Origin of the sequence: Deinococcus seoulensis (assembly GCF_014648115.1) — a bacterium.
Lineage (GTDB): Bacteria > Deinococcota > Deinococci > Deinococcales > Deinococcaceae > Deinococcus > Deinococcus seoulensis.
This window is the reverse complement of record NZ_BMQM01000010.1, coordinates 44,245-62,369: the sequence shown is the minus strand read 5'-3', so window position 1 is coordinate 62,369 and position 18,125 is coordinate 44,245. Positions and strand designations below refer to the sequence as shown.

At 70.2% G+C, this 18,125-nt stretch carries 19 protein-coding genes; 10 read left to right on the top strand and 9 right to left on the bottom strand.

Annotated elements, in window-relative coordinates:
• Positions 1-96 precede the first annotated feature (96 nt).
• The 4 genes from IEY70_RS09190 (at position 97) to IEY70_RS09175 (ending at position 3,940) form a co-directional block, all read left to right on the top strand.
• Entirely contained in the window at positions 97-987 is an 891-nt protein-coding gene (locus IEY70_RS09190; RefSeq protein WP_189064714.1) for a CapA family protein, read from the top strand.
• Positions 984-1,565, top strand: coding sequence for a hypothetical protein (locus IEY70_RS09185; RefSeq protein WP_189064713.1), 582 nt, complete (start codon positions 984-986; stop codon positions 1,563-1,565). The genes IEY70_RS09190 and IEY70_RS09185 overlap by 4 nt, the downstream gene beginning before the upstream one ends.
• Before the next feature lie 52 nt (positions 1,566-1,617).
• Positions 1,618-2,295 (top strand): hypothetical protein, encoded by a 678-nt coding sequence (locus IEY70_RS09180; RefSeq protein WP_189064712.1) that lies wholly within the window; start codon positions 1,618-1,620, stop codon positions 2,293-2,295.
• 241 nt (positions 2,296-2,536) lie between these two features.
• Positions 2,537-3,940, top strand: coding sequence for an RtcB family protein (locus tag IEY70_RS09175; protein ID WP_189064711.1), 1,404 nt, complete (start codon positions 2,537-2,539; stop codon positions 3,938-3,940).
• Between the two features lie 567 nt (positions 3,941-4,507).
• Here IEY70_RS09175 and IEY70_RS09170 read toward each other — a convergent pair.
• Together IEY70_RS09170 and IEY70_RS09165 are read right to left on the bottom strand one after the other, a co-directional pair.
• On the bottom strand, positions 4,508-5,758 hold the full coding sequence (locus IEY70_RS09170; RefSeq protein ID WP_189064710.1) for a M16 family metallopeptidase: 1,251 nt from the start codon (positions 5,756-5,758) through the stop codon (positions 4,508-4,510).
• A complete protein-coding gene (locus tag IEY70_RS09165; RefSeq protein ID WP_189064709.1) occupies positions 5,751-7,091 on the bottom strand; it encodes a M16 family metallopeptidase in 1,341 nt (446 codons plus the stop codon). The genes IEY70_RS09170 and IEY70_RS09165 overlap by 8 nt, the downstream gene beginning before the upstream one ends.
• Positions 7,092-7,264: 173 nt before the next feature.
• On the opposite strand from IEY70_RS09165, the gene IEY70_RS09160 reads away from it, so the two are divergent.
• Entirely contained in the window at positions 7,265-7,780 is a 516-nt protein-coding gene (locus tag IEY70_RS09160; protein WP_189064708.1) for a M23 family metallopeptidase, read from the top strand.
• 6 nt (positions 7,781-7,786) lie between these two features.
• Here IEY70_RS09160 and IEY70_RS09155 read toward each other — a convergent pair whose 3' ends face one another.
• The 6 genes from IEY70_RS09155 to IEY70_RS09135 are packed head-to-tail and all read right to left on the bottom strand — an operon-like array spanning position 7,787 to position 11,583.
• A complete protein-coding gene (locus tag IEY70_RS09155) occupies positions 7,787-8,338 on the bottom strand; it encodes a GNAT family N-acetyltransferase (RefSeq protein WP_189064707.1) in 552 nt (183 codons plus the stop codon).
• A gap of 21 nt (positions 8,339-8,359) precedes the next feature.
• Complete coding sequence (locus IEY70_RS09150) at positions 8,360-8,989, bottom strand: histidine phosphatase family protein (protein ID WP_189064706.1); 630 nt, start codon at positions 8,987-8,989, stop codon at positions 8,360-8,362.
• On the bottom strand, positions 8,986-9,942 hold the full coding sequence (locus IEY70_RS20995) for an NUDIX domain-containing protein (RefSeq protein ID WP_229777799.1): 957 nt from the start codon (positions 9,940-9,942) through the stop codon (positions 8,986-8,988). The genes IEY70_RS09150 and IEY70_RS20995 overlap by 4 nt, the downstream gene beginning before the upstream one ends.
• Positions 9,939-10,577 carry a nucleoside deaminase gene (locus IEY70_RS20990; RefSeq protein WP_229777798.1) on the bottom strand — a complete coding sequence of 213 codons (639 nt, stop codon included), beginning with the start codon at positions 10,575-10,577 and terminating at the stop codon, positions 9,939-9,941. The genes IEY70_RS20995 and IEY70_RS20990 overlap by 4 nt, the downstream gene beginning before the upstream one ends.
• Positions 10,574-10,978 carry an NUDIX domain-containing protein gene (locus IEY70_RS09140; protein WP_229777796.1) on the bottom strand — a complete coding sequence of 135 codons (405 nt, stop codon included), beginning with the start codon at positions 10,976-10,978 and terminating at the stop codon, positions 10,574-10,576. Before IEY70_RS09140 ends, IEY70_RS20990 begins: the two co-directional genes overlap by 4 nt.
• On the bottom strand, positions 10,975-11,583 hold the full coding sequence (locus IEY70_RS09135) for a GGDEF domain-containing protein (RefSeq protein WP_189064705.1): 609 nt from the start codon (positions 11,581-11,583) through the stop codon (positions 10,975-10,977). The genes IEY70_RS09140 and IEY70_RS09135 overlap by 4 nt, the downstream gene beginning before the upstream one ends.
• A 280-nt stretch (positions 11,584-11,863) precedes the next feature.
• Here IEY70_RS09135 and groES point away from each other — a divergent pair, with 280 nt between their 5' ends.
• From groES to IEY70_RS09110, 5 genes are all read left to right on the top strand, one after another.
• Positions 11,864-12,151 carry a co-chaperone GroES gene (groES, locus tag IEY70_RS09130; RefSeq protein ID WP_189064704.1) on the top strand — a complete coding sequence of 96 codons (288 nt, stop codon included), beginning with the start codon at positions 11,864-11,866 and terminating at the stop codon, positions 12,149-12,151.
• A 141-nt stretch (positions 12,152-12,292) separates the two neighbouring features.
• On the top strand, positions 12,293-13,927 hold the full coding sequence (groL, locus tag IEY70_RS09125) for a chaperonin GroEL (protein WP_189064703.1): 1,635 nt from the start codon (positions 12,293-12,295) through the stop codon (positions 13,925-13,927).
• 214 nt (positions 13,928-14,141) lie between these two features.
• Positions 14,142-14,813: a hypothetical protein gene (locus tag IEY70_RS09120; protein ID WP_189064702.1), complete on the top strand. Its 672-nt coding sequence runs from the start codon at positions 14,142-14,144 to the stop codon at positions 14,811-14,813.
• 67 nt (positions 14,814-14,880) lie between these two features.
• Complete coding sequence (locus IEY70_RS09115) at positions 14,881-15,897, top strand: LLM class flavin-dependent oxidoreductase (RefSeq protein ID WP_189064701.1); 1,017 nt, start codon at positions 14,881-14,883, stop codon at positions 15,895-15,897.
• A gap of 52 nt (positions 15,898-15,949) precedes the next feature.
• Positions 15,950-16,489, top strand: coding sequence for a P-loop nucleotide/nucleoside kinase family protein (locus IEY70_RS09110; RefSeq protein ID WP_189064700.1), 540 nt, complete (start codon positions 15,950-15,952; stop codon positions 16,487-16,489).
• 371 nt (positions 16,490-16,860) lie between these two features.
• Here the strand turns inward: IEY70_RS09110 and IEY70_RS09105 are convergent, their stop codons facing one another.
• Positions 16,861-18,114: a benzoate/H(+) symporter BenE family transporter gene (locus IEY70_RS09105; protein WP_189064699.1), complete on the bottom strand. Its 1,254-nt coding sequence runs from the start codon at positions 18,112-18,114 to the stop codon at positions 16,861-16,863.
• Positions 18,115-18,125 lie beyond the last annotated feature (11 nt).

Genomic DNA, 18,125 nt, shown 5'->3' with positions numbered 1-18,125 from the left:
ATCCGAGCGGATGCGAGTAGGAGAGAAGCGGGTTCCGGGCGTGGAGTTGATAACCCGGCGCCCTTCCGGGTTATCAACGAAACAAACGGAATCCGTATGAGGATCGCCATCTGCGGCCTGCTGGCGGGCCTGCTGCTCACCTCGGGCGGGCGGGAGGCCCCGCCATCTGGGCCGGTCACGCTGGCGCTGGCCGGCGACCTGAGCCTCGCGCGCGGCGTGGCGCAGGCGAACACCGCCGACTGGCCCGGCACACTGCGGGCGGTGGCGCCGCTGCTGCGCGCCGATCTGGTGGCCGCGAACCTGGAATCCCCCCTGACGGACGCGCCGCGCAGGACGCCGGGCATCGACCTGCGCGCCCCGACCGGCGCGGCAGCCGCCCTGTGGCCCCTCACCCATCTGGGCGTGCTGAACAACCACGGCCGGGACGCCGGAATGGCCGGGCAGGCGCAGTCGCGAGGCACGCTGCAGCGCGCGGGCCTCCACCCGGTCACGGCGGCCCCAGGCCTCAGCATGGTACGGGGCCAGCGGGTCGCACTGCTGGCGTGGCTGGACGACGGCGCGGCTCCCCTCCCCCTGACGGCGGTGCGCGCGGCGGCGCGGCAGGCGGACACCGTGATCGTCCTGGCCCACTGGGGCGAGGAGTACGGCCTGACCACCGCCCGGCAGCGGACGCAGGCCCGCGCGCTGGTGGGGGCCGGGGCGACCGTGGTCGCCGGGAGCGGCCCGCACGTCCTCCAGGGCCACGAGGTGCTGACCGGGCCGCGCGGAGCGGCGCTGGTGCTGTACAGCCTGGGCAACCTGCTGTTCGACCAGCCGTTCCCGGCGGCGCAGATCGGCGCGGTGGTGCGCGTACCCCTGGCAGACGTGAGGCGCGCCTGCGCCGCCCCCACCCGCACCCGCGCGGGCCGCGTGACCCCCGCCAGCGGGACGCAGCGGACACAGGCGCTGACCCGGCTGGGCCTCCCCGCCTGCCCGGAGGCCCGGTGAGAGTCCTGTTCACGGCCCTGCTGCTGCTAAGCAGCGCACTGGCGGGCGGCGGCGAGGGAACGTGGCGCAGCCTCACCCCGGCAGGCACGTGGACGGCCAGCCCCGCCCGGCGCGCCCCGCCCCCCTGCCCGGCCCTGACCCTGCCCCCGGACTGGGAGGTGCGCAGCAGCGTCCTGGCCGACGTGACCGGCGACGGCATCCCCGAGTGCGTGCTGGCCGTCTGGCGCCCCTGGCGCGACTGGCGCACCGCCCGCTGGACCGCGCACCCCACGCCCATCCAGGGCAACCGCGACGCGCGCGGCCTGAGCAGTCACGTGGCCGTGCTGCGCCCCCTGGGCGGCGGCCGGTACCGGGAGGTCTGGGTGGGCAGCGCCCTGTTCCAGCCGGTCGCGGCGCTGACCGTACTGCCCGGCGGGACGCTCGCCACGCTGGAAACCACCTACGCCGCCCCCGGCGCGCCTGCCCGCGCGCTGAGCCTGTGGCACTGGACCGGCTTCGGGTTCCGGCTGGACCGCCGCGCCCTTACCGTGGCCCGCGAGGTGCAGCCCGACGCGCAGGGCCGCCCCGCTGTCCGGTAACGCCGGGCCGTCCGGTAGCGCAGGGCCGCCCGGAAACCCGGCATGATGGGGCATGCGACCCCTGTGCCTGCTGCTTGCCGCCTCGCTTCTGCCCGCGCACGCCGCGCAGGTGCCGGTCCCGACACCCACGGGCGGTATTCCCGCCGGGGCGACGATCGCGCGGCACGAGGGTCCGAACCTGACCGTGCAGACCACCGCGCCCGCACGGGAGGGCTGGCTGACCGGGCTGCGGGTCACCGCCGGGGCCACCACGCGAACCTTTCCCGCATGGCGGACAATCAGCAACCCCACCTTCTGGCCGGGCCTGAGCGTCACCGACCTGGGCGGCGACGGGGCGCCCGAGGTGCTCGTGACCCTCATGACCGACGAGGGCACGGGCGTGGCCGTGTACGACGCGCGCGTGCTGAGCCTGCCGGACCTGCGCGAGTGGCCGGTCACGCCGCCCGTCCCGTACCTGCGGCAGCAGGTGCGCTTCGGGTCGAACACCCTGACCCTGCCCGGCCGTAGCGTGAAACTCCCCCCGCTGCCGGGCCTGCGTGGCGAGGCGGCCCGCATCGGCGATCAGGTCCGCTGGACCGTGCAGGAGGGCCACCTGACCGCGCTGGTCGAGGTGCAGCGCGGCTGGGCGTTCACGGGCCGCCTCGTCCTGACGTACCGCGCGCAGAACGGGCGGCTGATTCCCGCCCGGGTCCGCTTCGACCCCACGCCACTGGACGAGCTGCCGGAGTAGGCACTGGCCTACGCCGCCCATCCGCCACCATGCGGATGCCCGGCCCCCCACCCAAGCGGCACACTCACCCAGACCCGATTCAGGGAAAGGAGGCGACCATGCCCGCAGGTACACCCGACAGCACCACAGCCAGAACGCCCGACGCCCCGGACGGCGATCCCGGCGACCGGACACCCACACCCGGAGGCCCCACCCCCCAAGGCAAAGTCGCCTCCCCATCCACCTGAAAGAGAGAGACCCCATGAACGGCAAACACCTCGTGAAACTCGGCCTGGAAAAGAAAGCCATCGCCCTCGCCCAGACCGCCGCCACCCAGCGCGAAACCGCCGGACTGACCCGCGACGACATCCTGAACGAACTGCGCGCCGTGCAGCATGACCCCGCCGCATACGCTGCGGGCGGCGTGTACGCCCCGCTCGCTGCCGAACTCCTCGCGCAGCAGGCCATCCTCGACGCCCGCAAGGGCAGCGAACTGCGCCCCGCACCCCTCCCCTACCTCACCTGGGGCGCCGACCTGATCGACCCCGGCGCGCACCGCCAGATGGACGTCGCCATGCGCCTCCCGGTCAGCCGCGCCGGAGCGCTGATGCCCGACGCGCACGTCGGCTACGGCCTCCCCATCGGCGGGGTGCTGGCCACCGAGAACGCCGTCATTCCCTACGGCGTCGGCGTGGACATCGGCTGCTCCATGATGCTGTCCGTCCTGCCCATCCAGCCCGGCGCGCTGCGCACCGACGAGGCCACCACCCTGCTGCTCAAGCACACCCGCTTCGGCGCGGGCGTCGCCTTCGAGAAACGCGACCGCCAGGACCACGAAGTCCTGCACGAAAGCACCTGGGACGACCAGCCCATCCTCCAGCACCTGTACGACAAGGCCGCCACGCAGATCGGCACCAGCGGCAGCGGCAACCACTTCGCCGAATTCGGCACCCTCACCCTCCCCCACGCCGACCTCGGCCTCGACGCTGGACAGTACCTCGCGCTGCTCACCCACAGCGGCAGCCGCGGCTTCGGCGCGCAGGTCGCCGGACACTTCACCGCCCTCGCCGAACGCCACCACCCTGGCCTCGCACCCGAAGCCAAAAAACTCGCGTGGCTCCCCCTCGACCACGAAGACGGACAGGCGTACTGGCAGGCCATGAACCTCGCCGGACGCTACGCCCTCGCCAACCACCACCTCATCCACGCCCGCCTCGCCCGCGCCCTGAACGTCACGCCCCTCGCGCAGGTCAGCAACAGCCACAACCTCGCCTGGAAACAGACCGTCAACGGCCAGGAACTCATCGTCCACCGCAAAGGCGCCACCCCCGCCACCCACGGCCAGCTCGGCCTGATCCCCGGCAGCATGGCCGACCCCGGCTTTGTAGTCCGCGGCCTCGGCCACGAAGGCGCCCTGCAAAGCGCCAGCCACGGCGCCGGACGCCAACTCGGACGCAAAGCCGCCACCAGCACCCTCAACAAAAAAGACGTCCAGGCGTACCTCACCGGGCGCGGCGTCACCCTCATCGGCGGCGGCATCGACGAAGCGCCCCAGGCGTACAAACGCATCGAGGACGTCATCGCCCGGCAGACCGACCTCGTGAACGTCGTGGCCAGCTTCCAGCCTCGCGTGGTCCGCATGGACACCGGGAGTGAGGACATCTAGCAGTTGGAAGGGGGGCGCCTCCCGTGTGCTTCCCCACCCCCCAGCCCCCTACCCCAGGGGGGCAGGGGGGGCTTACGTTGGCACTGGGCAGGTATTTCGCGGGCTTGCATGGCGGGTTGTCGGCTGGGATGGCCACGTATGGGGCTGCATGCCTCCGCCCCCGTCGCGTTTGCCCCGCGCGCTGCGCGCACGACGGGCCGCGTTGCCACGACGCCTGTGTGGCCCCAATTCTTGGTGCGTGCTGGAAGGTTCTACTTTTTCGGCTGTTGCCAGAGCCGGGTTTCGAAGTAGATCAGCGGCGTTCAGCAAGGCACCCTGCCAGCTACCGCAGACTGCCACCGGCCGTCGTGCGCGCAGCGCGCGGGCCTGCGAGGGGGGCGGCAGGATGGCGTCGAGGCCAGACACGTCACCGCCTACAGCAACCTCGACACCATCAGTAAAAACTCTTGCCCAGTGCAACGCCTGCTCCCCCTGCCCCCCTGGGGTAGGGGGCTGGGGGGTGGGGAGGCCCGCCGCCAGGCGCCCACATTCCAATGGCAAACCCCACCGCACACGCGCACCCGACTGTCAGATGCTGATGATCGGCCCGAGAGCCACGATGGTCAGTTCGTTCAGTGGGCACAGGCGCAGGACTTCGCGGACGTCGTCGGCGGTGACCTGTTCGTAACGGCGGACGTGTTCCTCGGTGGTGAGGGTGTGGCCGGTGGCGAGGTGTTCCATGCCGAGGGTGAACAGGCGGCCCTGTGGGGTTTCGGCGCGCAGGAGGGTGCTGACGGCGAGTTTGCGGGCGGCGCGGCGCACGGCGGCCGGGGTGATGAGGGTATCGGCGTCTGCGAGGACGTGGCGGTACGTGGTGAGGGCGGTGGCGGCGCGGTCGGGGTCGCAGGAGAATCCGCCTTCGAAGGTGCCGGTGTCGTGGTATTCGAGGTGGCCGAGGTCGGCGGTGTCGCAGGTGCCGTTGTCGATGAGGTGCCAGTAGAGGGCGCCGTTCTCGCCGCCGATGAGGTCGGCGAGGATGTGCGCGGCTTCGCGCAGGGGGTGGGTGGCGCTCAGGCCGGGGGTGGCGGCGGTGACCTGCACGCGGGTGAGGGTGGGGTCGTGGATGGTGCGGGTGGTGCGGGGGTGGTGTGGGCGGGCGGGGGTGTGGGTGTGGGGGGTGGCGGCGGGCCAGTCGCTGAGGTGGGTGGTGGCCCAGTCGAGGGCGTGGGCGGGGTCGAACTGGCCGGTGAGGGTGAGGGTGACGCGCTGCGCGCCGTAGCGTTGGCGGTGGTTGCGGCGTAGGGCGTCGGGGGTGAGGGCGGTGACGGTGTCGGTGGTGCCGAGGATGGGCCAGCCGAGGGGGTGGGTGCCCCAGTAGTCGGCGCGGAGTTCGTCGGTGACGCGGACGGTGGGTTGTTCGGCGTACATGGCGATTTCTTCGAGGATGACGCCGCGTTCGGTGTGGATGTCGGTGTCGCGCAGGGCGGGGCGCATCAGTTCGGTGAGGGTGCTGAGGAGTTCGGGGGTGTGTTCGGGGAGGGTGGCGGCGTGGTAGACGGTGGCTTCTTCGCTAGTGAAGGCGTTGGCGTTGCCGCCGAGGTCGTCGAGGCGTTCGTTGAGTTGGGCGGCGCTGAGGGTGTCGCTGCCTTTGAAGAGGAGGTGTTCGATGAAGTGGCTGGCGCCCATTTCGGTGGGGGTTTCTTCGCGGCTGCCGGTGTTGACGAAGTACCCGGCGGCGGTGGTCTGGGCGTGCGGGTCGGGTTCGAGGAGGAGGGTCAGGCCGTTGGGGAGGGTGTGGCGCTGGGTGGCGGGCGCGGTGGGGTGGGTGGGGTCAGGCATGGGGTCCTTCGCTGGGTGTGCTGTCGGGTGTGGCGTTGTCGGGTGCGGGTGCATCGGGTTCCTGTGACTGGGGGCCGTGCTCGTCGGGGCCGATGGTGACGGTGGTGGCGTCGGGCGCGGGGTGGTAGCGGGTCAGGAAGCTGTTCACGTCGTCCAGGGTCAGGGCGTTGAGGGACTCGCGGAGTTCGGTGACGCTGCGGATGCGGCCGAACACGGCGGCGTCGCGGGTCAGGGCGTGGGCGCGGGCGCGCATGCTTTCGGCGCCGAACACGACGCTGACGGCCAGTCCGGCGCGGGCGCGTTCGAATTCGGCGGGTGTCAGGCCCTGCGGGAGGCGGTGCAGTTCCGCGAGGATGACCTGAAGCGTTTCGGGCGCGCGGGCGGGGGTGCTGCCGGCGTAGGCGCTCAGGAAGCCGTTGCCGCCCAGGATGACGGGGTTGGCGCTGACGGCGTACGCGAGGCCGCGTTCCTCGCGCACGGCGTGGAACAGTCGGCTGGCGCTGCCGCCGCTCAGGGCGGTCAGGGCGACCTGCCACGCCATCCAGTCGGGGTGGCCGGGGGGCACGCCGGGCATGGTGAGGCTCAGGTGGGTCTGTTCGGCGTCCGGGTCGGTGGTGTGCGCGCGGGCGCGGGTACGCAGCGTGGCGGGGATGGGGTCGTGCGCGCCGGGGCGCAGGCCGCCCAGCGCGGCGGCGGTCAGGTCGCGCGCCTGTCCCGGGTCGAGGTCCGCGACGAGGCCCAGGACGCTGCCCGCCTGCCCGTATCGCTCCAGGTGCGCGCGGAGCGTGGCGGGCGTCAGGGCTTCCAGGCCCTGCGGGGTGCCGCTGGCAGGGTGGCCGTACCCGCTCAGGGCCGCGCCGGGCAGCGTGGGGAAGGCCGTCTGGCGGGCCAGCGTGGCGAGGCGGTCGGCGGGACTGTCCAGCAGGCCCTCAAGGTCCTGGCGGGCCAGGTCGGTCAGGATGGGCAGTTCGCCTTCCGGCAGGTGCGGGTCGCTCAGGACGCTGGCGGTCAGGGTCAACGCGGCGCTCAGGTCGGCGCTCAGGCCGCTGACGGAGAAGCGGGTCGCCTCGGGGCCGACACCGCCGCCCCGGCGCACGCCGAGGTCGTCAAAGGCGTCCTGGAGGGCGCGGGCGTCCAGGCCGCCCGAGCCCTTGAACAGCCATTCTTCCAGGACGGCGCTGGCGCCCTCGTGCCCGGCGGGGTCGTGGGCGCTGCCGACGGGCACACGCAGATCAAAGGCGAAACCGGGTCCGGTCCGGCGTTCAAAGGCGACCGTCAGGCCGCCGGGCAGCGTCCAGAGGTGCGCTGGAATGGGGTGGGAACGCGCAGGCATCCGGGCAGTCTACCCTGCGGGGCGCGGCGTGCGGGAGCGGCGCGCACGGTTGGTCCGGGCATGGTTGAGGCGGCCTTCATGCTGGGCGCACTCTGCAACTTTTGTCCGGTTCCGGCGCGGCCCCCACGCGCCATCCTGGGAGGCATGAAGCTGGGTCGGGATGGAGGGCGGGCGTGAGGCGGGTGCTGGGCTGGCTGGTCACGCTGGCGGTGCTGGGCGGCGCGGCGTTCCTGCTGTGGCCGCAACTGGAGGGCGCGCAGCGGTACGCGGCCCTGCTGTCGGCACCAGGGGCGACCGAGGGCTCGCTGCCCAACCCGCTGCCGGGCCAACGCTTCGTGGACACCTGGGGCGGCGCGCGCAGTCAGGGCCGCACGCACGAGGGCGTGGACATCTTCGCGCCGCGCGGCACGCCCATCCGCGCCACGACGCGCGGCGTGATCGTGAACGTCGGCCCGAACAACCTGGGGGGCCGCACCGTCATGATCCTCGGGCCGGGCGGGCAGCGGCACTACTACGCGCACCTGGAACGTTACCCGGACCTCAAACGCGGCGACTGGGTCGAGCAGGGCGACGTGGTGGGGTACGTGGGCGACAGCGGCAACGCGAAGGGCACGCCCCCGCACCTGCACTACGGCATCTACACGACGGGCGGCGCGATCAACCCCTACCCGCTGCTGATGAACGAGTAAGGGTGGTCAGCTGGCCCCCAGTAGCCGCTCTCGCACCTGCGGCCATTCCTCCGCGATGATGGAGTACATGACGGTGTCGCGCTGCGTGCCGTCCGGGCGGGGCATGTGCTGGCGCAGGACGCCCTCGCGGGTGGCGCCCAGGCGTTCGATGGCCTGCTGGCTGCGGGTGTTCAGGATGTCGGTCTTGATCTCCACACGCAGGATGCCCATCTCGCCGAAGGCGTGGTCCAGCAGCAGGCGCTTGAAGGTGCGGTTCGCGGGCGTGCGCATGAACGCCGGGGCCAGCCACGTGCTGCCGATCTCCAGGCGGTGATGTGCGGGGCGCATCTCCATGAAGCGGGTGGCGCCCGCCAGTTCACCGCCGACCAGTTTCACGAACGGCAGCTGATCCGGGGCGTCCAGCGCACCCGTGTAGTAGCGCTCCTGGGTGGGGAAGGTGCCCATGCGGGCGTACTCGGCCTCGTGTGCCCGCGCCAGCGCCATCAGCGGGGCGGTGTCGGCGTCGGTCATGGGACGCAGGGTGTACGGGCCGTCTACCAGGGTCAGGTCGTGGCGCATGGGATCACTGTACGGGGCGGGTCAGGGCAGGTGTGGCGTGAGGTTCACGCCGGTCACGTAGGCCGTGTGGCCGCTCCGGCTCAGACGCAGTGTGGCGAAGGCCGTGTCGCCGAACGCGAACCAGCCGCGCTGCGTGACGAGCAGTTCGCGTAGCAGACTGTTGCCGAAGCCGCCGTGCGTGACGAGCAGCACGCGCTGGCCGCCGCCGTTCCACACGAGTTCCAGGGCGTGCAGGGCGCGGGCGCGGATGGCTGCCTGACTCTCGCCGCCCTGCGCCGTGAACGGGTCGAGGTCGTGCCGGAACGCCGGGATGGGGTACCGCTCCAGCGCCTCCTCGCGGCCCATTCCGGCCAGGGGGCCGTTGTCCCACTCGCGCAGGAGGTCCGTGGGGGTCAGGGGCACGCCCAGTGCGTCCGTGACGATGCGGGCCGTGCCGTGCGCCCGCTGGAGCGTCGAGCAGTACGCCCGGTCGAAACCCGGCGGGTTCGCCGTCCAGTACGCGGCCAGCGCGGCGGCCTGCGCCTCGCCTTCCGGGTTCAGGGGGCTGTCGTAGCGGCCCTCGTGGACGTTCTCGTCGTCGGCGCGGCTGCGGCCGTGGCGCAGGATGGTCAGGTGCAGGGCGTCGGTCTTTGGCGGGGTTTCTGGGGTCATGCGGTCCTCACGGCCAGCAGCACGCGTTCGCGGCGACTGACTTCCAGTTCGGTGCAGGTCAGCTGCGGGTGGGTGAACAGCGCGTCCCTCAGCGGGTCGCCCGCGTGCCGGTCGGGCGACATGAAGGCGGGCGGGCTGAAGTTGTCCATGATCAGCGTCCCGCCGGGCTTCAGGGCGCGGGCCAGGGCGTCCGGGTCGGCTTTCGCGGCGGCGCAGTCCGCGAAGATCAGGTCGAACGGCCCGTCACGTAGCACGTCACGCCAGTCGCCCCGTTGCACGCGGGCGCGCGGATCGGCCTGCAACCCCGCCCAGGCCGCCTCGGCCCGCGCGGGGTCGGTCTCCACAGTCAGGAGGCGGGCGGCGCGGTCCAGGCCCGAGAGCAGCCACGCCGCGCCCATGCCGGTTCCCGTCCCGAGTTCCAGCACCCGCCCGCCGGGTCGCGTGGCCGCCAGGGTCCGCAGCAGTCGGCCCGTTTCGGGCGAGCAGGAATCCCTGAACGCCAGTCGGGTCGCCTGCTCCTGCACGAGCCACACCAGCGCCGGGACTTCCAGGTGCGGGGGCGTCTGCCCGCGCGCGGCCAGCACCTCGCGGATCTGAAGGTCGTTCGCCCACGGCAGCGAACGCGGGTTCATCCACGCGACCGGGCGCCTCTCCGGGCTGGGTTCCAGGTGCTTCAGGCGCAGCGGGACGCACACGCTGTCGCCGGGCAGCATCACGGCCTCGCCCGCCACCCCGCCTGCCGCCTCGGCGTGCGCTCCGGCTTCCTCCCACGCCTCCCGGACCGCCGCCTGCTCGGGCGTCTCGCCGGGGTGAATGCCGCCGCCCGGCAGCGTCCAGCCGCCCCACTCCAGCCCGGTCATCAGCACGAAGCCGTCCTCCCGCTCGATCCACGCGCAGGCGCGGCCCACGCGGTCCAGGCCCGGCGACAGGTTCAGGAACGCAGGGCGGCTCATGCCAGCACCGCCAGCGCCTCGGCCAGCGGGGCGCGCCGCGCACGCAGGGCTGCCAGGGTGCCGGATGCGTGCAGGTCGGCCACGGCGTGAATGTCGTCCCGGTACTCGTGAAAGGCGTCGTAGAGGTTCCCGCCGGGTACGGTCGTCACAGGGGGCTGATCATTCAGGAAACCCGCCCAGGCCAGCCGCAGGGCCACGCGCTGCACGTCCGCCGGCGCGCGGCCCACGCGGATGCCCTTGCGGGACACGTACGGGTCGTCGGTCAGCAGCCGCGTGCAGCCGCCCCAGGGATCCTCGGCGGCGTACTCCACGGCACGCAGGCCACTCATGGCAATCGCCCCGGCACACTGTGGGCAGGGCTGCACCGTCGTGAGCACCGTCCAGCCGCGACACTCGGGGCGCGGCGTGTCCTTCAGGTTCAGCAAGGCGTTGATCTCGGCGTGTGCCAGATCGTGCCCGCCGATCACGCCGCCCTCCGCGCCGCGCGGGTCGCCCAGGCGGTTGCGGCCCCGCGCGATCACGTGCCCCTCGGCGTCGATCACGCACGCGCCGATGGCATACGACCCGGCGCAGTAGGCGTCCCAGGCTTCCTGAAGCGCCGCGTTCCAGCCGGCCGACAGGCCAGCCGGTGTCACAGCCAGCCTCGCTGGCGCAGGATCTCCAGTGCCGGGGCGAGCTGGTAGTCGTCGCACCAGGGGGCCGCAGCGGGGTCCACCCAGACGTGCTCGCGTCCTTCCGGGCTGGGTTCCTGTCGGTGCAGGCGCGCCAGGAAGATCACGCTGGTCACGCCGTTGTGGGGCGACGTGACCTCGAAGGGTTCGCCGTCCACGGTGACGTGCGCGCCCGCTTCCTCCCAGGCTTCGCGAGCGGCGGCCTGGGCGGGCGTCTCGCCGGGTTCGATGCCGCCGCCCGGCAGGGTCCAGCGCCCGCCGGACGTGCCAGTCAGCAGCACCTGTCCGGCGTGCAGGACGCACACGCAGGCCCGCCCGGTGCGTTCCAGGCCCGGTGAGAGGTTCACGCGCCCGGTGCCGTTCACAGTTCGCCCCGGTTCTTCTCGATCAGGTCGTCCACGGCTTCGCGCAGCAGGCTGGCCTCGGTGCGGCCCAGGGCGCCGCTCAGTTTGGCGAGGCGGTCGAGCTGGCTCTTGCTGTAGTAGTTGCTTTTCAGGACCATCTTGCTTTCCACGTAGATGCAGGCGCGGGCGCGGCCTTCACGTTTGGCGCGCAGCAGGGCTTCCTCGGCGGCGCGGTACAGCTCGGCGTAGTGGGTGGCGTGGGCGGGGCGGGAGGCGAGGCCGACGCTGAGGCCCAGGCTCTTGGGCCAGTGGGGGTCGCGGTGAATGTGAAAGTGCTTGATGACCTCGTCGAGGAGGATCAGGGCGGTCTCGGCGGCGGTTTCGGGGAGCAGGCAGGCGTACTCGTCACCGCCGATGCGGCCGATGACGCTGCCCGACGGGAGGCTGCCGGACAGCAGGCGTTCCACGCCGCGCAGGACGCGGTCACCTTCGCTGTGGCCCAGGGTGTCGTTCAGGGTCTTGAAGTGGTCGAGGTCCAGGACGGCGAGGGTGAGGGGGGCGCCGTGCAGGGCGTCGAAGGCGTCCTCGAAGGCGTTGCGGGACAGGATGGCGGGGCGTGCGGCCATGCGGGTGGTCCTCCTGTGCTGGGGGGTGTGGGGCGTGCCGGGGCGCTGGGTTGATGGCGTATGTTCTACTTACATATATACGTTTAGCCTATGAGATGGCAAGGGCATATGCGCTTTGCGCGTGCTGGCGCACCTTGAGCGCACCAGACTCAAATTGTCAGATTCCCCAACTTGACATTTTTGTCACCTCGAGCCTAGGATTGCGTGCGGAACGGCAAAAACCGCCGGAAGCTTCCGGCACGCCGAAGCTCCACACCCCACATTCACAGGAGGACACAACATGCTGAAACCCTTAGGTGACCGCGTTCTGGTTGAAATCATCGAGGAAGCCGAGCAGAAAACCGCCGGCGGCCTGTACGTCCCCGACACCGCCAAAGAGAAGAGCCAGCGCGGCAAAGTCGTCGCCGTCGGCAGCGGCAAGGTGCTCGACAACGGCACCCGCATCGCCCTCGACGTGAAAGAAGGCGACACCGTCTACTTCGCCAAGTACGGCGGCACGGAAGTCAGCCTCGAAGGCAAGAACTACTCCATCCTCGCCGAACGCGACATCCTCGCCATCGTCGAGTAAAGCGCCCGCCGACTGAGAACCCCTCAGTCAGCGGCGCTGACCGCTCCCCTCACAGGGAAGCCACCCCAACCTCACCCCACTCAACAGGCGTGACCCCACAGCCCACCGCTCTGCGCTCACCGCCCCAAAAGGAGCCCCACCATGGCCAAGCAACTCGTGTTTGATGAACAAGCCCGCCGCGCCCTCGAACGAGGCGTGAACGCCGTCGCCAACGCCGTCAAAGTGACCCTCGGGCCGCGCGGCCGTAACGTCGTCATCGAGAAGAAATTCGGCAGCCCCACCATCACCAAGGACGGCGTCACCGTCGCCAAGGAAATCGAGCTGGAAGACAAGCTCGAGAACATCGGCGCCCAGCTGCTGAAAGAAGTCGCCAGCAAGACCAACGACATCACCGGTGACGGCACCACCACCGCCACGGTCCTCGGCCAGGCCGTCGTGAAAGAAGGCCTGCGCAACGTCGCCGCCGGCGCCAACCCGCTGGCCCTGAAACGCGGCATCGAGAAAGCCGTCGCCGCCGCCATCGAGGAAATCAAGAACCTCGCCGTGCCCGTCGAAGACAGCGAAGCCATCAAGAAAGTCGCCGGCATCAGCGCCAACGACGAGCAGGTCGGCGAAGAAATCGCCAACGCGATGGACAAGGTCGGCAAGGAAGGCGTCATCACCATCGAAGAAAGCAAAGGCTTCGACACCGAAGTGGACGTCGTGGAAGGCATGCAGTTCGACAAGGGCTACATCAGCCCCTACTTCATCACCAGCCCCGACACCATGGAAGCCGTCCTCGAAGACGCCTACATCCTCATCTACGAGAAGAAAGTCAGCGCCCTGAAAGACCTGCTGCCCGTCCTCGAGAAAGTCGCCCAGACCGGCCGCCCCCTGATGATCATCGCCGAGGACGTCGAAGGCGAAGCCCTCGCCACGCTGGTCGTCAACAAACTACGCGGCACCCTGAACATCGCCGCCGTCAAAGCCCCCGGCTTCGGCGACCGCCGCAAGGAAATGCTGCGCGACATCGCCGCCGTCACCGGCGGGGAAGTCGTCAGCGAAGACCTCGGCCACAAACTCGAGAACACCAGCATGGACATGCTCGGCCGCGCCGCCCGCGTCCGCATCACCAAAGACGAAACCACCATCGTCGACGGGAAAGGCGAACAGGCCCAGATCGACGCCCGCGTCAACGCCATCAAGGGCGAACTGGACAGCACCGACAGCGACTACGCCAAGGAAAAACTCCAGGAACGCCTCGCCAAACTCGCCGGCGGCGTCGCCGTCATCCGCGTCGGCGCAGCCACCGAAACGGAACTCAAAGAGAAGAAGCACCGCTACGAGGACGCCCTCAGCACCGCCCGCAGCGCGGTCGAGGAAGGCATCGTCTCCGGCGGCGGCACCACCCTGCTGCGCATCATCCCCGCCGTCCGCAAGGCCGCCGAAGCCCTCACCGGCGACGAAGCCACCGGCGCCCGCATCCTGATCCGCGCGCTCGAAGAACCCGCCCGCCAGATCGCCGCGAACGCCGGTGAAGAAGGCAGCGTCATCGTGAACGCCGTCATTGGCAGCGACAAGCCCCGCTTCGGCTTCAACGCCGCCACCGGCGAGTACGTCGACGACATGGTCGCCGCCGGCATCGTCGACCCCGCCAAGGTCACCCGCACCGCACTGCAGAACGCCGCCAGCATCGGCGCGCTGATCCTCACCACCGAAGCCATCGTCAGCGACAAGCCCGAGAAGGCCGCCCCCGCACCCGCCGGCGGCCCCGACATGGGCGGCATGGACTTCTAAGAGCAACAACTCCTGCGCTGACTGGTCAAGAAAGACGAGGGGCCGTCCCCGAGTCTGAGGCCACCAGAAAAGCAGACGGCTGACGGCTGATGGCCGAAGGCTGAACGGGGGAAGCCGGGGCATGACGCTCCGGCTTTCTCCTATGACATGCGGCCGAACGTCTTTGACCGTGCCTGGGGACGAAAGCCTGTAGAGCGCTCTTTACGGTAGGGGCATGGGATTCATCGTGCTGCTCCCGGTACTCTTCCTGCTGGTCATCGGTGCTGGGGTGCTGGTGGCCCTGGCGACAGCGGCGCATGTCCGGAAACGAAATCCGGTGTATACGGGCGCGTGGGTGGGGGCCGGGGTGGTGTCCACTCTGGCGCTGGCGTTTTCGCTGATCATGTTTTTTTCCGGTGGGGCAGGCAGCGATGCTGACGGGGGAGCATTGGATTTCTACAAGACGCCTCTGGGCGGAGGTTTCTATCTGGCGAGCATCGATTCTGATCGGGAGTTACCGCTCGGACTTGAGCACCGGGATGGGGATGAGAGGTTGCCTCGGAACGGGAGCATGACCGTGACGGGGCTGGCTTGCGTTGAGGGTCGGACGTTCCTACAGTTCAAGGAAGGGGAGAGGTTCGGGCGTATTGATGTGCCGGGACGTCGGCTGGAAGTGCTGACGGCAGCGGCTCTGCCCGTCACGGCGAAGGGCCAGAGCTTCTGGCTGAACAAGGCCGCCTTCAGAGCCACCTCGTGCGCTGATGTGAAGGCTTCTGCGGTTGATCAGGTGCGCAATGCGCTGCTGTTGCTCGCGGGGCCACTGGTCAGCCTGGGGTGCCTGATCTGGTTGTGGGTGTGGGGGCGGCGATTACCGAATGCTCGGGTGCAGAAGGAAGCCGACTGGTGAGAAGGCAAACCCAGATTTATCCGCCAAACTGATTTACTTTTTCAACCATTCGCGCTAGCCTGTGCCCATGAAGAAGATCGGGTTTCTCTCGTTCGGGCACTGGAATCCGTCCCCGCAGTCCGGCACGCGCTCGGCGGCGGACGTGCTGCATCAGACCATCGATCTGGCGGTCGCCACCGAGGAGCTGGGTGCGGACGGCGCGTACGTGCGGGTGCATCACTTCGCGCAGCAGCTGGGCTCGCCGTTCCCGCTGCTGGCGGCGATGGGCGCAAAAACGAAGAAAATCGAGCTGGGCACAGGCGTGATCGACATGCGCTACGAGAACCCGCTGTACATGGCCGAGGACGCCGGTTCCGCCGACCTGATCTCCGGCGGGAGGTTGCAGCTGGGCATCAGCCGGGGCTCGCCAGAACAGGTGATCGACGGGTGGCAGCACTTCGGGTACGCGCCCGCCCCCGGCGAGACCGACGCTGACATGGCGCGGCGGCACGCCGAGGTGTTCCTCGACGTGATCGAGGGCAAAGGTTTCGCGCAACCCAACCCCTGCCCGATGTTCCCGAACCCGCCGGGCCTGCTGCGCCTGGAGCCGTACTCGGCAGGCCTGCGCGACCGCATCTGGTGGGGCGCCGCGTCGAACGCCACCGCCGAGTGGGCCGCGCGGATGGGCATGAACCTCCAGAGTTCCACCCTGAAGGTCGACGAGAGTGGCAAGCCGTTCCATGTGCAACAGGCCGAGCAGATCCGCGCATACCGCGAGGCGTGGAAGGACGCGGGGCACGCCCGCGAGGGGCGCGTGTCGGTCAGCCGCAGCATCTTCGCGCTGGTCAACGACCAGGACCGCGTGTACTTCGGACGGCAGGGTGGGCAGGACCAGTTCGGGGTGATCGACCAGTACCGCGCCGTGTTCGGCCGCAGTTACGCCGACGAACCCGACCGCCTGATCGAGCAGCTGCGGCAGGACGAGGCCATCGCCGAGGCCGACACGTTGCTGCTGACCGTCCCGAACCAGCTGGGCGTGGACTACAACGCGCACCTGATCGAGAGCATCCTGACGCACGTCGCGCCGGGCCTGGGCTGGCGCTGACTCCACCCAAGGTGTGACGCGGCAGCCCGGCACCGGCAGTAGCGTGGCCCACATGCCACTGCTGCTGATCGTGTCCGGCATGCCCGCCTCCGGAAAATCCACGCTGGGCACGCGACTCGCCCACGCGCTGAACATGCCGTTCGTGACGAAGGACGAATACAAGGCCCTGCTCCTGGCCCGCCTGCCGGACCTGACGCGGGACGTCTCCGGCCCCCTCAGCTTCGACGTGATGTGGCACGTCGCGGGCGTGACCCTGGCAGCGGGCGTGGACACCCTGCTGGAAACGCATTTCTACCGGGGCGTCAGCGAGGCCCACATCCTGAAGCTGGCCCAGGCACACGGGGCGAGGGTCGCGCAGGTGTTCTGCCACGCGCCGCTGACCGTGTTGCAGGCGCGGCACGACGCGCGGGTGGCGTCGGGACGGCGGCCGGGCATCGACCTGCCCATGGACTACGCCACCCTGCCGGATCACTGCTGCTGGACGCCGCTGGACCTGGGCGGCGCGCCGTGCCTGACGGTCGATACGACTGGTGAGGACGCGTTGCCGGGCGTGCTGGCGTGGCTGGCGGCCCTGCCCTGCGGGGTGGAATGAGGAAAGCCACCGCGTGGGTGGCTTTCTGGGGGATCAGGGGGGCCGGTGTGACCGGCCTCTGCCGCTGTTCGCGCGCCCGTGTTTTTGTAAATCCTAGAGGTGGGCGCCTCCCTCAAGTGCATTCGTGTACAACGTGGACTGCACTGCACGATCCTTTCAGATCAGAAGGAGACTATACCGGTCTTTCGGTCTGCTGTCAAGCAGGCGAGGGGTGTTCTGTTTTCAGCGGAGCGCAGGGGCAACCGGACAGCACCCCCACGTGCCCGCCTGCGCCCATACCGACTCGGATTGAGTGGCTTACAGAGCCGTTCAATCCGAGCGGACTCGTAGAGCTGCTCCGCAGAGCGAGTGGAAGCAAAACGGGGTCCGGATCAGGTGTCCGGTTGCGCGTCGGTGACAGGCGCGGGGCGGCCCGGCACTGACAGCCGTGCGGGAGCCGGGCGGCGCCGCTCGGTCCAGTGAACGGCCAGTCCCGCCAGAATGCCCCAGAAGGCCGCCCCGACCCCCAGCGGCGTGATCCCGCTGAGCGTCACCAGCAGCACCACGGGCGCCGCGAGACTCCCGGCCGCCACACCCTGAAACGCCCCCTGCAAACTGCTGCCCACGGCAGACAGCAGCGCCAGCCCCGCCAGCGCCGAAATGGCCTGCGCAGGCAGGATCCCCATCAGGTGCAGGAACGTCCCGGCGAACAGACCCACCGCAATGTTGAACACCCCGGCCCACACGGCCGCCGTGTAACGCCGCTGCGCGTCCGGGTGCGCCTCGGGACCACTGACGATGTTCGCCAGCAACGCCCCCAGCGTCAGGTTATGGCACCCCGCGAACGCCGCCGCCACGCTCGCCGCCCCGCACGCCCGCAGGACCGGACCCGGCGCGGGCTCGTACCCGTTGGTTTTCAGCACGCCGAACCCCGGCACGAACTGCCCCGTGAACGCCAGCAGCGTCAGCGGCAACGCGAGGTTCAGGGTGGCATGCAGACTGAAAGCGGGCGCCACGAACTCCGGGCGGGTCAGGGCCAGGGTCACGGGGGCCGGGTGCCACAGGTTCAGGGCGGCGCTGGCAACCACGCCCGCCACCAGCACACCCGCCACCGCCCAGCGCGGCGCGAGTTGCCGCAACGCGAAGTAGGCGAGGATCATCACGCCCACCAGCGCCGGAGCCGTCCCGAACGCCTGCAACGCCCGGAACCCGAACGGCAGCAGAATCGCGGCGTTCAGCGCGGCCGCCAGCGGCGCCGGAATGCCCTGCAACGCCCGCGTGAGCGGCCCGAACGTCCCCAGCAGCACGACCAGCACCCCACTCGTGATGAACGCCCCGACCGCCTCCGGAAAGGGAATGCCGGGCAGCGCCGTCACCAGGAACGCGATTCCCGGCGTACTCCAGGTGATCAGGACCGGCATGCGCGTCCTGAGACTCAGCACGATGCCCGTCAGACCCGCCAGCAACGCATGCGCCCACAACCACGACATGGCCGCCCCGTCACTCAGGTGCGCCGCCTGCGCCACCGAGTAGATCAGCACGTTCGGCCCGGCCCAGCCGATCAGCATGGTGATCAGGCCACTCAGCACCGCACCAGAATTGGAATCCTGCCAGAACGAACGGGACGGAGCGGGCATGACGGTCATGCCCCACAGTC

Excerpts from the sequence above, each read along its gene's own strand:
- IEY70_RS09190 (WP_189064714.1), top strand. The coding sequence starts at position 97 with ATGAGGATCGCCATCTGCGGCCTGCTGGCGGGCCTGCTGCTCACCTCG.
- IEY70_RS09180 (WP_189064712.1), top strand. The coding sequence starts at position 1,618 with ATGCGACCCCTGTGCCTGCTGCTTGCCGCCTCGCTTCTGCCCGCGCAC.
- IEY70_RS09175 (WP_189064711.1), top strand. The coding sequence starts at position 2,537 with ATGAACGGCAAACACCTCGTGAAACTCGGCCTGGAAAAGAAAGCCATC.
- IEY70_RS09170 (WP_189064710.1), bottom strand. The coding sequence starts at position 5,758 with ATGCCTGACCCCACCCACCCCACCGCGCCCGCCACCCAGCGCCACACC.
- IEY70_RS09165 (WP_189064709.1), bottom strand. The coding sequence starts at position 7,091 with ATGCCTGCGCGTTCCCACCCCATTCCAGCGCACCTCTGGACGCTGCCC.
- IEY70_RS09155 (WP_189064707.1), bottom strand. The coding sequence starts at position 8,338 with ATGCGCCACGACCTGACCCTGGTAGACGGCCCGTACACCCTGCGTCCC.
- IEY70_RS09150 (WP_189064706.1), bottom strand. The coding sequence starts at position 8,989 with ATGACCCCAGAAACCCCGCCAAAGACCGACGCCCTGCACCTGACCATC.
- IEY70_RS20995 (WP_229777799.1), bottom strand. The coding sequence starts at position 9,942 with ATGAGCCGCCCTGCGTTCCTGAACCTGTCGCCGGGCCTGGACCGCGTG.
- IEY70_RS09135 (WP_189064705.1), bottom strand. The coding sequence starts at position 11,583 with ATGGCCGCACGCCCCGCCATCCTGTCCCGCAACGCCTTCGAGGACGCC.
- groES (WP_189064704.1), top strand. The coding sequence starts at position 11,864 with ATGCTGAAACCCTTAGGTGACCGCGTTCTGGTTGAAATCATCGAGGAA.
- groL (WP_189064703.1), top strand. The coding sequence starts at position 12,293 with ATGGCCAAGCAACTCGTGTTTGATGAACAAGCCCGCCGCGCCCTCGAA.
- IEY70_RS09120 (WP_189064702.1), top strand. The coding sequence starts at position 14,142 with ATGGGATTCATCGTGCTGCTCCCGGTACTCTTCCTGCTGGTCATCGGT.
- IEY70_RS09115 (WP_189064701.1), top strand. The coding sequence starts at position 14,881 with ATGAAGAAGATCGGGTTTCTCTCGTTCGGGCACTGGAATCCGTCCCCG.
- IEY70_RS09110 (WP_189064700.1), top strand. The coding sequence starts at position 15,950 with ATGCCACTGCTGCTGATCGTGTCCGGCATGCCCGCCTCCGGAAAATCC.
- IEY70_RS09105 (WP_189064699.1), bottom strand. The coding sequence starts at position 18,114 with ATGACCGTCATGCCCGCTCCGTCCCGTTCGTTCTGGCAGGATTCCAAT.